This window comes from Paenibacillus sp. 2KB_20 (genome assembly GCF_052115765.1).
Taxonomy (GTDB): Bacteria; Bacillota; Bacilli; order Paenibacillales; family Paenibacillaceae; genus Paenibacillus_AQ.
The window spans coordinates 24,009-37,857 of record NZ_JBFRHH010000014.1 but is presented as its reverse complement, the minus strand read 5'-3'; the positions used below and the strand labels follow the sequence as shown (position 1 = coordinate 37,857).

Sequence of the window (13,849 nt, the reverse complement as noted above, 5' to 3'; positions counted from 1 at the left end):
AAAAAGCCGGATTACCATCACCTTCATTTTCGCACAAATCCGTTCATCATTTCCATATTGAATATCTGTCATGACGCATTATCAATCAAAGTACGACAATTCTTCCATGAAGGCTTCGTGATCGGACTTCCAGCCTAGTACATTTACGAGGCCGGTTATAACTCTTAATGCGAACGAAGACCATTAGCGCGTTAGTTGAATAAAAATGGTTCCAAAATCACCTTCCCTGTGTGACCACTTTGTTGGGTTTCTATAATTGCTTTCTCATATTCCCGTAGACTAAAACGCGTTCTTGGTGCTTGAATAGTCAATTCCCCATCTATCACCAATTTGAATACATCACCAAAAGTTTCATGCCACCGAACATCGGAGATACCTTCAATCCATCTTTTAAGCCAATATGGCTTCACTCTGATATTAGAATGTTTTTGGTGTATCTGAGCCCAATTCATTTGGGTTCCTGACATAAGACCAATACTTAAGACTGTGCCACCTGGACGGATACACTCAATCAAGTCGTGTCCATCTTGCCCGCCAATGCTATCAATACCGGCCGTTGCCCCCATCCCACAGGTCAATTCCAAAACTCGATGGACAAGCCATTCTTTAGACGTGTCAATTACCGCCCAAGCACCAAGCGAATGCAGTTCCTGGGTATGTCTATCATTTCTTACCGCCGCAATCAATCTGTATCCAAACACCTTTGAAAACTGTGCAAAAATACGTCCTATTGCAGAACCGCAAGCATTTACAATTAACACATCATCAGACTTTAACCGCAATTCTTCTGTACAAATAAGCCACGCTGTCATAGGGTTAATGTACATTTGGCTTGCTGTTTCGTTATTAATTTCAACGGGAACTCGAATTGCAAAATTGGCTTTTGTTTTCACGTACTGTTGCCAAGTTCCCTCACCACGTAGAGGCAGTACCCGTTTACCTAAAAGGGATGTTGTTACGGATGAACCAACAGCTTCAACAACACCAACCCCTTCATATCCTGGTACTGCTGGCAGCTGAATTCGATGTTTATAGGCACCTCGAATCGGAATTAGGTCAGAAGGATTGATTGGACTAAGAATCATTCGAACCACTATTTCGTCGTGCTGAAGTTGTATATCGTCTACTCGTTGTTCTAATTCCAACACCTCAAGAGGATTTCCAAACTTCTTATACTGTAAAGAATTAAACTCCTTAATGCGTCTCACTCCTTACTGAATTATCCTTGCAGCCCGTTAGATTAATGGAATAGCTGTCGAATTGTAATTAGCATAAAAATGACGATGGACACCCTCTTTTTGTTTTATCAGCTTGTTCACCTAAGCTATAAAAGAAAACCATGTATAAAATTAGTTGTATAGGGAATTTTAATTCAATTCGTATACGAAGGAGTTGAAGTAAAGTATGATCCACCCCAAAGACGACTACGAGGTATTAGGTAATATAATCGAAGTTGATTCAGATGTGAACGAGGATCGTGATCGAGAGGAGCAGTTGGATGACTCCTTTGAGGCCTGGTATGGGAATATCAATGACCAAGTGAAGCTAAAGCTAGATCTCACGAAAGTTCCGCAGGACAGTGCATTTGATTCAGGGGTCGGCATGGATGAGGATCCAGCCCAGGATTAAGAGCTCAACAACCATAAACAAGAGGCTACCGCTGAATGAAGTTCCCCCCGTCAAGTAGACATCTAAAAAAATCCTCTAGGCCACAGCCTACGTTCGATATTCTACTGGGCTGAGGTGAAAAAGGACAGGGATTCTCGACAATATGAAGCCCTTGCAGACCCTGTATTCTGTATTTTTCCTATATTGGAATGGTCAAGTATCATGTTTTATTAGTTCTGAATAAGCTACAATCATCGATCAGATTGGAGGCTTATTAATGATAATTAACCCATATTTATGCTCATATCGTCAATCCCCTCAACCATCTTATTATCCGTATCCTGCACCATATTATGGCGTTTATCCTTCTAATAGCAATCATTACGAACATGGCATTGGTGTTCATGCTGGTGGACAGCTTGGGGGTGATTATGGAGCAGGTATGTTTGTCGGTGGTCATCTCGGGAGTGGCCATGGAATAGGAGCTCATGCTGGGAGCCATCTCGGCGGTGACTATGGAGTAGGAGTTCATGCTGGCGGCCAACTCGGTGGTGGTCATGGGATGGGAGTTCATGCAGGTGGATATCTTGGTGGAAAATATGGTGTCGGTGGTTATACCGGTGTACATCTTGGTGGGGGACATGGTTTTGGCTTCGATGCCGGGGGCCATTTAGGCGGTTATAGTGGTCAATTCGGTTTCCAGTTTGGCGGACACAAGGATGAGTTCCGGTAATAGAAAACGGTTTTAAAAGGAAAAATCGGAAATAGATTTGATTTAGCAATACCCTAATATAGAAAAAGCATCGTTTAAGCTTTTACAGAGGCTTAAGCGATGCTTTTATCTTTTTATTTGTTTGTGTCGCAGCACTGTATTCACATAGTTAGAGACTCGATTAATTTCACCATTGATGCGTGGTCCATGTCTCCAAAATACGCAGCCATCAGCCGATTCACCGTCAGCGCCTGGGCGCGCGAAAAAGAAATTTCGGTCATCCGTGCCTATTCTTTCTTCTTCGGATTCAGGGATGTTTCAAGCAAATAGTCAACGACCCAAGGTCCAATATTCGCACCGGAGGCGGCTGAATGAACGAGATGGGCAAGCTGATCCGTAGCATTCCCGATCGCCCATACTCCTGGTCGGCTCGTTCTTCCGTACGTATCGGTAACTGCGAAACCGGCTTCGTCTACTTCACAGAGAGAGGCAGCCAGTTCAGACGCAGCTTTGAAAGGGGCCGCCACAAAAACTGCTTCACATGGCACTTCCGTGCCGCTCGCTGTGGCGATGGAGACGAGTTGGTCCCCTTCCGTTACCAGACCGGTCACCTCGTCTTGAACGGTTTTGACTCCGAATCCATCAAGCCTTGTCAGCGTTTCGGAGTCGAACTCGTGTGGGCTTACGACCGTTACGTCTGAAGACCACGCGGTCAGGAACTTTCCAAGCTGGGCAAGGCGCTCCGGTAGTCCAAAGGCTACGAAAGGTTTGTCCCGAACTTCATATCCGCTGAAGCATGGGCACAGATGAACGTACTTGCCCAACCCCTCTTTTAAGCCAGGCACCATGGGGAGCACATCGACTAGCCCTGTGGCCAGTACTACGGCCCGAGCCGTGATCTTCATCTTGCTGCCCCAGACATCAAAGAGCCCATCGCGCCTTGCTTCGATCTTCAATACGGTCTCACTGCGAATTTCTCCGCCGTAGCTTACCACCTCGGAACGCCCACGTTCCAGGAATTCGGCCGGTGTACTTCCTTCATACCCAAGGTATTCATGAATCTTAGAGATCATTGAATTACGAACGGGTCCTCCGTCATAAATGACTGTTCGGCGACGAGCTCGAGTGAGAAACAGTGCTGCACTTAGCCCTGCAGCTCCTGCCCCTACCACCGCCACATCGAAGATATCATCATGGTCTTCTGAAGTATTGCGATTCATCATGTTCTTTCCTCCTTATAACGATCTCTTAGTGAAATGAGTACGATTATATAATGGATATTATAGGTCTATAATAACTGTAAATAATGAAAGCTGTCAAGAATGTTTTTCTTTAAGGGGTAGCGTCAGGCAAACGACGGAAAACTTTAGAGTGTATGGGAGCGGAGCTAACATCGTTCATGAAAATAACACTTACCGCAATAATAGAAACACGGGATACACATGGCAAACGTTTAATCCTGATGTGAATGTTACCACAACAATTTCAGAGAGAATAAAGGCAGATATTATGAATGGGAGATTACTAACTGAGCAAAACTCAGTAAACATCTCAGAATACATTAAAGATGGAGTGGAAGACATGTATCCGTGGTTGAATAAAATAGTTCATATAATATGGACTCATTTAATTTAATAGAGTGCATATTATGATTTGACCGGAAGTACTACAGCAGGAGGTGCTGAGATGAGAAGAAAGTGGATTCTTGGTATTATTTTGATTTTTCTAATGTCGGAAATTGACCATATGATCATGAAGCCGGGCGATATTGTTTATTTTATACCTCCAGAGTTCGAGGGATTTAAAGATAACCCAGATTTTAAATTAGCTGATCATTATATTTCTAGACTTATCGCAAGTGAGGGGGATAATGTGGAAATAAAAAAAGGAGTGGTTTATGTCAATGACAAAAAACTTGATGGTTTTTACGGTGTGGCAGCAAAATACGGTCTAACTGAGCAGGAATACATTGATAAACAAAAAGAAAGTGACTCTAATTTTAAATTAACTCAGGAAGAAAATGATTTTTTTAAACAGAATATGGTTAAAATTAAAATTCCTAAAGAACGTATATTTGTCTTAGGTGATAATTGGGAAAGAAGTGTGGACAGTCGTCATTTTGGCCCCGTTCCTTTAAAAAATAAATATTCAAGGTAAAGTACTAGGGGCTAGGGGTTACTAAAGAATTTTAATGGAAAAATTCTATGTATTCTTTTCAACGAGCGTTGAGTGATAAAATGCGGTTCCTATAATCGATTAAAGTTCTAGTCCTCCTTCGTTTTCCGAAAACAATCTCCACATATCAACAATTTAATAAACATAGCCAGTTTGCATTTTCCCTGTTTTACTTACCTGATGCTCAGATATTCTTTTATTCCATCGACAATAGCTTGAGCAGCTTTGTATTGTACAGTATTGGATAGCATCGCTTTTTCATCGGAGATATTGCTCAGGAACCCAACTTCCAATAGAACAGCAGGCATCTTCGTTTCTCTAATAACTTGAAAACTGTTATCTTTTACACCGCGGTCTTTCAGACCTATCGCTTTAATTAAACGCTTGTGAATAGCATCAGCCAGCTCTTTACTGCTGCTTCGCTGATAATAGTGAGTCTCTGTACCATTGGCTTGAGGTGATTCGAGAACACTGTTTCCATGTATAGATACAAATACGTCGGCATTTATTTTATTGGCGAGCTGCACACGTTCCGTTCGGGTAGGGTACACGTCACTATCGCGGGTCATCCATACTTCGATTTCAGGCTCCTTCAAAAGGAGTTCTTGTACTTTTAGAGATAAAGCAAGGTTAAAATCCTTCTCATGTTTATTAGAGATACTTGTCGTCCCCGGATCACTTCCTCCATGTCCCGGATCGATCACTACAATCTTTCTGCCCTGATTACCTGCCGATGGCGCTTGAATAGGAGATTCGAAATCGCTGGTATCGTTTAAATCAATAACCAGTTGCTCACCGATAAATTCATGATTTACTTGAATTGTATTAGCGTGTTTTAATTCAATCACGATTCTGACTTGATCTGGATCACGACTAAATAACGAATATCTCACTTCCGATACATGGGGTTGACCACTAACATCCAATTTCCCCATAGATCCCGAATCTAATGGTTGAGATAAATCACCAAACGTTGTATTAGGTAAATCAAAAACAATTCGATTAGGGTCTTTTAAATGTGAAATGATTGGGGTAACTTTTCCATCCATGCTTACAACGAGTTGGTTATTCAAAAAATTAATTTCGTTGATATGTTTTAACGATACTTTTTCATTGTTTTCTGAATTGGGAGTGGAATCTTCAGTTTGAGCGGAATTATTGGTGCTGCTTGTCAGATGTACAATTTTATCTTTGTTGTCCCAACTCACAGACAGTCCCATCTGTTCACTTACGAAGCGTATCGGAACGACTACACTATTATTCAGAATTTGAGGAGCAATATCCAGTAATACGGGCTTCCCTGCTACCTTCGCTTCTCTTTGGTCAACGTGTAAAGAGATTATCTTCGAGTTTTGTTGGATTGTTACAGAATGCGATTTTTGATCCCAATCCACACCAAACTTTAGATTCTCAGCAACAACACGAATCGGGACCATCACGTGCTTATTAATCACTGTGACCTGGACATCAGAAGGCAAAATCACTTCCTGACCGTCTAATATGATCTTAGATTGGCCAACTGCTGCATTACTCTGATCTGGTAAATTGATAAGAAAGAATAGGAATAAAATCATTAAGAGAATAGTTTTTTTCATCATGCACCCCTACTATGATTTCTTTTAGCAAATATTTTTAATATATTCTTAAAAAGTTAACTTGTTTATCTTCGATAAGGTTAGATTAGTTAAGCATAGTGCTGGCTATATGGACGCAAAAATCCCACTTCAATATAGAAATGGGATTTTTGTCTGATGATACATTGTAGATGATTTAATTAGACAAACCAATTCTGAAAGAGTTCTATGTTATCACATGCAACATTTTTCTGTTTTATATAAAACATATCCTATGACTATATCTTCTTTGGAACTGGTTCATATAAAAGACATCGTAACGTTTTTTCGGGATATCGCAATTCTGTTATATATTTGTTACCGTCTTCCAAGTTGATGGTTATGGCTACAATACCGCGTTGATCATATTTGACATCCTCAATGATTGACGCATTTGTGATTGCACGAGTATCCCCCTGTTTCTCTCTTACTATGGTTTTAGCTGCATCGATCCAGCTGTGATCCTGTTTGATCTGCTCTTTCATAGCCGCTGTGATTGGTGTTCTCTTATAGCTAGAATTGAAAAGAGTCGTATCAATCACATTCCCAGTCAAAGAATCTATGTATACATCATACATAAAAAAAGTTTCACCGCTAGCTTGCAGTGTCTCCACCTTGTAAGGCTGAAAATGAACAAACCATTCTCCAATTTGCCCAGGGCCAAATTTATTATACAATATGGTTACTTTCAGTTTGGAGACATCGACATCAAACAGACGAGTTACACTGTCATGAGCCTTTGCCAACGCATCTGCTTCACTTATATCTTTCGAATCGGGCTGGGGTTTGACAATCCGTTTGCTCAGAGCAAAATTCACTCGGGAGTGCCAATCAATATACTGCAATAATTCCTCATCTGTCAGAAGCCGCTCGGGATATACATAAGTTGCTTTACTCAAGTCTAAATAGAAACTATAATTTCCCTCTTTAAGGGGCAAAGGCTTTTGCGGACGGACGCCTTCATAAATATATTGTTCCTTCAGTACCTCCAACCTTTTAGCCTCCGGATCAGTTATTTTACGGTTACTTGCTTCCACTTCAACCTTGATGTTGTCAAAATAATGATAGATTTGTTGAATATCCTCGTCCGTCATCGTTTGTTCCAGATATTCTTTAACTGTCGTTGCCGGCATTGACGCTTCTACCTTTAAAATCGGTATCTTGCTGTTTGCTAAAGTCATTGGGGGTATTCCTTGCCGCTTAGATTCCCCATACAGTTCAGGTACAGGTGTGGGAACAAAATGCAGGACAGCAAACGTGCTAGCTGCAAGCAATCCCCCAGAAATGGCGATTATAGCGAGGGCCGCCAGGACATTCTTTTTGTTCACAGTTAAAACCTCCACTTTTTAAGTAGGCTTGTCCGCCTATGCATACCTTAATTTAAATATGTTATGGAGTTAGAAGGTTGTTGTTATGAAGTTGTAAATTAATTCGGATGGTTGTGCCGATATATTCCTCGGATTCGAGAAACAACATCGCCTGATGCGCCTCCGCAATTTGACGGCATAAAGATAAACCAAGCCCAGCTCCCCCATGTACTCTCGACCGGGCGTTGTCTACTCGATAGAATGGCTCAAACGCATGTTCCACCTGCTTGGCGCTCATACCTCTCCCAAAGTCGCGCACCTCCAGTACAGCTGTGGAATTCTGTTCATAAGCAAGAAGTCTGATTTCGGAACCCTCGGATGAAGCGTGAATTGAATTTTCAATGCAATTGATCAGAAAAGACGCTAACAGATCACGATCCCCCCATACGCTGTCGAGTTCAACCTGCAGGACAAGTTCAATACCAGCCATCTCCAAATTATTGTGTTCCGTTCGCCGGACGGATTCAAACAGATCAACAACTGACACAGGTGTACGTTCTATCGGCTGGTGACTTAGGATGGAGAGATCCAGCAGCTTAAAGACCAGATTTTTCAAGCGCAATGTTTCGCTCCAGATATAACCGCTAGCCGTCATTCGTTCTTCTTCGCCAATGTTTGCGGAATTCAAATATTGGGCGAAACCCTGCATACTTGTCAGAGGGGTTCTCAATTCGTGAGCCAGGTTATCGACAATTCTTTGCTTTGCCTCAGCCATAGCAGAAAGCTCGGTTACATGACGTTCAACAGCTTCGGCCATTTGGTTAAAATTTTGCGCCAATTCACCAAATTCATCGTTGTTCTTTAAAGTCACCCGTTCACCATAATTTCCTTCTGCGATATTTTTGGTCGTATTGGATAATAACCGCAAAGGTTTCGTTAATTGTCGGATCAGGATATACAGCAAAATAATAAGAATTGGACTGGCGATAAAATTGATAAAAACAAAATAACGATTTAATTCGGCTTGTTTGGCATACAACTCCTCGATATCCCGCCGGTATGTCAGCAAGAGGTGATTGTAAGGAGATGGCAGCTCTTTGGATATGATAACTTCGTGTACCGTTTCTTCATCTGCTTGTTCATTTGGCATTACGGGCATGTCCTTCGTAGCAGACTCGTCACTATACACTAACTGCCCCTGATCCCATAATTGTAAAGCGATTCCCTGCTGCCGATAATAATCTGCATAAGAGCGTGCAACATCAAATAATACGGTATCATTAATGGACATCCCCCGGGATTTGATTGAATTCAAATTTTCATAGATGTTGTTGGCAATTAATGCCTGCTCACTAGAAGCCCTTTGAATCTCTCTTTCCATGTTAAGATTCCAACTTTTTTTCATAATCATAATTACGCTTACATCAAGGGTCAGAATGAACAAGATAAGCACGACTAGTAGTGTTTTCTGCCAAAATCGCATGCCTCATCCCTCCGATTCAAGACGGTAACCAAGCTTATAAATCGTTTTTATGCGTTCTTCCCACCCTAATTTTTTGCGAAGCTGCCTGATATGTACGTCCACGGTGCGTGTATCGCCTTCAAATTCATATCCCCAGGCAAGCTCCAACAGCTTTTCCCTGGACAACGCGATATTTCTGTTCTGAATCAAAACCTCCAACAGTTCAAATTCTCTTGCAGTCAATTCGATAAGTTGTCCGTTCTTGTAAATTTTCCGTGCCGCTAAACGGACATCAACCCCTTCCGCAATAAATCCGTCATGTTCCTGTGCGTTTCGACGTAAAACCACATTTATGCGTGCAAGCAGCTCTAAAATTTCAAAAGGCTTAATAATATAATCATCCGCGCCGAGTTCAAACCCTGTAATGCGGTCATATAATGAATCTTTAGCGGTAATAAAAATAACCGGAACATTTAAATGCCGATTGCGTCTCATGAGCTCAAAACCGTCCAAACCGGGCAGCATAACGTCGAGCAAAATGAGATCAACCTTCTCCTGTTCCAGAATTGTCTGCATCTCCATCCCATTGAAAGCTTTAAAAAACTGATGCCCCACAAGCTTTAAATTCATTGTAATCAAGTCGCTAATCGGTTTTTCATCTTCAACTACCAATATTTTTGCCATCATTAATCCTCCACTATGAATATAAGATCTTGTCGCATGCCTAGTATAAGAATTATATCCATAAAATAAAAAATACGCGATTTCCGCGAACTTTTAAGCGCATTCTTATTTATATAGAACTTTTCGGCCTGTTCATCACCAAGTGTGTATCAAGTTAATATAGACACTTCATATTACAATCTGCCTCATATTAAAAAACACCGCAAGGTCATCGCCCTCAAGGTGTCTCGTTTAGCTTATAAATCGTTCATATCATGAAACGGATAATTAGATCCGTTCTCATTCAATTCATTCCTTATCCACATATCGGCCTTGCTCGGGAACGGCCAAACGATCAAAGTCCCGGGCCAGCCGTGCAAGTGAAGCCGTAAGCTCCTCACCCCGCATCGAGACCCCGTGTCCCGTGATCAGAACCTCGGGATTCAGGCTTGCCAGGCGGCGAACCGATTCCCGCGCGAGATCCCAATCCGGCGTAAAATACATCGGCGGACCATGCAGCTCCTTCTCCTGCTCGATGACGGCTAGCGCCGACTCTTGCTTCACCGTAATCACCGCGTCTCCCGCTACGAGGACTCGGTCCCGTTCGCGGAACAGAGAGATGTGGCCGGGGCTATGGCCTGGTGTCGGCAGCCATTTGAATTCAGGAAGACCCGGCACGCTGCCGTCCTCCGGCAAAGGTTGTATCCTGGAGCTCAGATCGATGGCTTTGTTCGGATACATCGGAGCAACGCGGGCCATCAATCCGCCGCCTACGCTTGGATCTCCTGGTGGATAGTCTTCTTTTCCCGTAAGAAACGCCAGTTCGCTCGGATGAGCGTAGACAGGTACGCTCCAGCGGTCCGCCAATGCCTTCACATTCCCGACATGGTCAAAATGGCCGTGCGTAAGCACGATGCAAACCGGCGGCTTTCCGAATCTTTTCTCCGCTTCTTCTACAATGGAGCCTTCAAAATTTCCGAGTCCCGTATCAATCAGTACCCAATCTCCCGTTCCAGGCGTACCGATCATCTGGACGTTCACCATTACAGTACGCAAAGATAGAATATCCGGCGTAATCTCTTCAGTCTCTACGGCACCCGTCTTTAACATGCTGTGATCATTCATTATGGAATCGCCCCTACTTCTCGTTGTAAGTGCTTCTTGTAATAACATACCCGTTTTGGCACTTTTCAACGAAGAAATGGCGATTTTTTACTGAATGATTTTGTTAAGACGATCCAGATAACGCCAGCGAGTGATAAAGAAATAAATGACCTGGATGCTCAGGAAGAAGATAAAGATCTTCAAACTGTGCCCTACAATCGAGAAGTCTACCAGCTGCTGCAAGGCTACGAAGGCAACGCCGCTATGAATGAGTGCGATCAGCATCGGCAGGAAAAACATAATGACAAGCTGCTTGGTAATGATGGTGCCAAGCTCTTTTTTACTAAGGCCGACCTTAGCAATCATGCGATACTGCTGTTCGTCCCGAGCAAGATCCGCATACAGTCGGAAATAAACAAAGCTTGCCGCGAAGGTGAAGAAGACAATGCCGACCAGGCCGCTAACCATAAGCAGAATGCCGTTCTGCTGCTGGGCGCTTTTCCACTCCAAGTACAATGATTTTAGATAATAGCTGTAGTCTTCATTCTCGTTGAGACGATCAGAAATCGCTCTAGACACATCCCCTGTATTCTTCCAATCCTTTACGTAAAATGTATGGTATGCCGCATAACCGTAATCCTGATCCTGTTGTGCCTGGAACGCATCCTCGTACAAGCGGTCGGATACGACTAGTGTCTCGCCGTAGGCTGCAGGTACAGCAATGAACGTTTCGGCTTTGAGCACCTTTACGGTTTCCGATTTCTTGCCGTTTAATATCTCGAACTGATCATTCAAGGGACCGTCGATTCGGTAGCTGTTCTTCTCCGAGACCGTTCCCGGAGTCAAGATCCCTTCAAGGTCACCCAATGTTTCTGCCGGGTAACCCTGCGACTGAATGAGGCTGTTATATTCGCTAAGCTTAATCAACATCACCCCGTTATCCGAGAAAATCGGGGTAACCTCCGCTTCCTTGTAATCGAATCCGCCCTTTTTAAGCTCCTCCTTGATGATATCCAGATGTCGATTCCCTTTGTCCGCATCCTCTTCATACATCGAATACGTATAGGCATAAGGGTTCTCCATGGCCGACAGTCCCGGATCCCCGATCGCGAGCGTAGTCCCAATCCCTGTAAAGGCAGACGCCGAAATGACCGAAACGAGGAAGAACATCACCGCATTGTCCTTGATTCTGTACAGCAGCTCCGATACCGTCAGCAGATTGGTTCCACGGAAGAAAAATCGCTCCTTCTTCTGCAAATACCGCATAAAATAAACACTGAATTGGGTGAAGAGAAAATACGTACCCATGATAACGAGTACAACCCCTCCAAACAGTAGAATAAAATTAAAGATTTGGAGAATCGCAAAAGCCATAACCATGCCGTATCCGGCACCAATCAACAGAACAGCCAGCACGGCCAACCAAGGTGATGCCTTCGGCTGCGGTTTGGGACTTTCCTCCGCTTTCACGAGCGCAAGCAGTGTGCCCTTCCGCAGCATGAACGACGAGCACAGGGCAATCAGCAGGAATAGGACGGCATAAGCCGCTGCCGTGATGATCAGCGCTTTGAGCGGAACATAAAACGGAAGTCCGTTCTCCACGGCCAGCAGTTTCGCGCTGATTAACAGAATCAGCTTCGAGAACAGCACACCTGTCCCGATCCCGGCTACGATTGCCGCAACGCCAATCAGTATATTTTCGATAAACAGCATCCGGTTCAGCTGCTTGCGAGACATCCCGAGAATCAGGAGAATACCGAATTCCTTCTTTCGGACTTTGATAAACGCTCCCACCGAATACAGAAGGAAAAAGAACGAAAAGGCAAACACAATGTACTGGGATACTGTCATGCCCATCGTACCCAACAAGGACATGGTATCGCTGGAGGAGACCAGGCCGTCCTTCAGCTGCGGGTGAAACGAGAGCAACCCGTAGGTAAAGAAAATCATGACCGAGAAGGCACTGCTCAGAAAATGGGCGATATATGTCCGCTTGCTGCGCAGGACATTGTTAATGGCGAACTGGCGAAAATTCATGTCCCGAACCTCCCAGCAGCGATAACACATTGATGATTTTTTGATAAAAGGCCGACTGGCTCTCACCGTACGTGATTTCGTTGTACAATTGACCGTCCTTGATAAACACCACCCGATTGCAGTAGCTTGCGGCAACCGGATCATGGGTGACCAGCAGCATCGTCACTTTGTCTTCTTTGTTTCTCCGGTCCATCATCTCCATGACGTCGCGCGCCGATTTGGAGTCCAGGTTCCCCGTCGGTTCATCGGCCAGGACCAGCTTCGGTACATGGATCATCGCCCGTGCTACGGCCGTCCGCTGCGCCTGTCCCCCCGAGATTTCATAAGTCCGCTTATTCAGTATCGATGTAATGCCTAGTTTCTCGGCCAATATGCCCACCCTGCGGTTCATCTCATCCAAATCCACGCCATCCAGTGCCAATGGCAGCAGGATGTTCTCCTTCACCGTCAGCGTATTCAGCAGGTTGAAGGACTGGAAGACAAACCCGAGCTCACGGCGGCGAAACATCGCGAGTTTATCCTGGGATAAACGGAACGGATCTTCCCCGCCAATGTGGATCTCCCCGGATGTGGGACGGTCGATGGTGGAGATCATGTTGAGCAGCGTTGTTTTTCCGCTGCCGGATGGTCCCATAATGCCAACGAATTCCCCTTCGTTGATGCTCAAATTGATATTGGAAAGCGCCTCGTGGGACACCGCGGCCTTGTAGACTTTGCCCAGATTGCGCACGTTTAGTATTTCCATCTTGTAAACCTCACCTTCGTTATCTCATATCTTGTAAGGTTAGTGTATAGCATTCCCGGAGCTTCTCCTATCGATCACTCTTTCACCAATCTTACATCGGTGTAAGATTCATATTTACTAAAAGTAAAAGAGCACCAAAAACGTCACTTATGCGCTTCTCAAGACCGCTCCGATTACGTAACGTTCCTACGATCGCTGTTGCCCCCAAATTTTCTGAACGATTACACTGTGGTGAAAATTCGGGTGCAAAGGCGACCGCTTCGCTTCTTCGGAATCGTTTCGTCCTCTTTCGCTGGTGCGTGCCGATACCTACTCATTATTTAAAACAAAAGAAAGAACCTTATCTCAGGGCTTCATGATGATTTCAATAACCATCGTTTATCCGAGATAAGGTGCTATCATAAAGTATTTATGTGGATTACT

General features: G+C 44.0%; 12 protein-coding genes. 3 read left to right on the top strand and 9 right to left on the bottom strand.

Annotated elements, in window-relative coordinates; genetic code table 11:
• Positions 1-191: 191 nt before the first annotated feature.
• Complete coding sequence (locus tag AB4124_RS28020) at positions 192-1,208, bottom strand: zinc-dependent alcohol dehydrogenase family protein (RefSeq protein ID WP_441974878.1); 1,017 nt, start codon at positions 1,206-1,208, stop codon at positions 192-194.
• A 196-nt stretch (positions 1,209-1,404) separates the two neighbouring features.
• Between AB4124_RS28020 and AB4124_RS28015 the strand changes: the two genes are divergently transcribed.
• On the top strand, positions 1,405-1,629 hold the full coding sequence (locus AB4124_RS28015) for a hypothetical protein (RefSeq protein ID WP_441974877.1): 225 nt from the start codon (positions 1,405-1,407) through the stop codon (positions 1,627-1,629).
• Positions 1,630-1,885: 256 nt separating this feature from the next.
• Positions 1,886-2,341 carry a hypothetical protein gene (locus tag AB4124_RS28010; protein ID WP_441974876.1) on the top strand — a complete coding sequence of 152 codons (456 nt, stop codon included), beginning with the start codon at positions 1,886-1,888 and terminating at the stop codon, positions 2,339-2,341.
• A gap of 266 nt (positions 2,342-2,607) precedes the next feature.
• Here AB4124_RS28010 and AB4124_RS28005 read toward each other — a convergent pair whose 3' ends face one another.
• Positions 2,608-3,543: an NAD(P)/FAD-dependent oxidoreductase gene (locus AB4124_RS28005; RefSeq protein ID WP_441974875.1), complete on the bottom strand. Its 936-nt coding sequence runs from the start codon at positions 3,541-3,543 to the stop codon at positions 2,608-2,610.
• A gap of 463 nt (positions 3,544-4,006) precedes the next feature.
• On the opposite strand from AB4124_RS28005, the gene lepB reads away from it, so the two are divergent.
• Positions 4,007-4,477, top strand: a complete 471-nt coding sequence (lepB, locus tag AB4124_RS28000) for a signal peptidase I (RefSeq protein WP_441974874.1) — start codon at positions 4,007-4,009, stop codon at positions 4,475-4,477.
• Positions 4,478-4,668: 191 nt separating this feature from the next.
• On the opposite strand, the gene AB4124_RS27995 is transcribed toward lepB, so the two are convergent.
• The 7 genes from AB4124_RS27995 to AB4124_RS27965 all read right to left on the bottom strand — a co-directional run bounded on the left by AB4124_RS27995 (position 4,669) and on the right by AB4124_RS27965 (position 13,426).
• On the bottom strand, positions 4,669-6,093 hold the full coding sequence (locus AB4124_RS27995; RefSeq protein WP_441974873.1) for an N-acetylmuramoyl-L-alanine amidase: 1,425 nt from the start codon (positions 6,091-6,093) through the stop codon (positions 4,669-4,671).
• A gap of 254 nt (positions 6,094-6,347) precedes the next feature.
• Positions 6,348-7,436: a hypothetical protein gene (locus AB4124_RS27990; RefSeq protein ID WP_441974872.1), complete on the bottom strand. Its 1,089-nt coding sequence runs from the start codon at positions 7,434-7,436 to the stop codon at positions 6,348-6,350.
• A gap of 61 nt (positions 7,437-7,497) precedes the next feature.
• Positions 7,498-8,898: a sensor histidine kinase gene (locus tag AB4124_RS27985; protein WP_441974871.1), complete on the bottom strand. Its 1,401-nt coding sequence runs from the start codon at positions 8,896-8,898 to the stop codon at positions 7,498-7,500.
• A 3-nt stretch (positions 8,899-8,901) separates the two neighbouring features.
• Positions 8,902-9,561 carry a response regulator transcription factor gene (locus AB4124_RS27980; protein ID WP_441974870.1) on the bottom strand — a complete coding sequence of 220 codons (660 nt, stop codon included), beginning with the start codon at positions 9,559-9,561 and terminating at the stop codon, positions 8,902-8,904.
• 288 nt (positions 9,562-9,849) lie between these two features.
• Positions 9,850-10,665, bottom strand: coding sequence for an MBL fold metallo-hydrolase (locus AB4124_RS27975; protein ID WP_441974869.1), 816 nt, complete (start codon positions 10,663-10,665; stop codon positions 9,850-9,852).
• 87 nt (positions 10,666-10,752) lie between these two features.
• Positions 10,753-12,681: an ABC transporter permease gene (locus AB4124_RS27970; protein ID WP_441974868.1), complete on the bottom strand. Its 1,929-nt coding sequence runs from the start codon at positions 12,679-12,681 to the stop codon at positions 10,753-10,755.
• Positions 12,656-13,426 carry an ABC transporter ATP-binding protein gene (locus AB4124_RS27965; protein ID WP_053489936.1) on the bottom strand — a complete coding sequence of 257 codons (771 nt, stop codon included), beginning with the start codon at positions 13,424-13,426 and terminating at the stop codon, positions 12,656-12,658. Before AB4124_RS27965 ends, AB4124_RS27970 begins: the two co-directional genes overlap by 26 nt.
• Positions 13,427-13,849 lie beyond the last annotated feature (423 nt).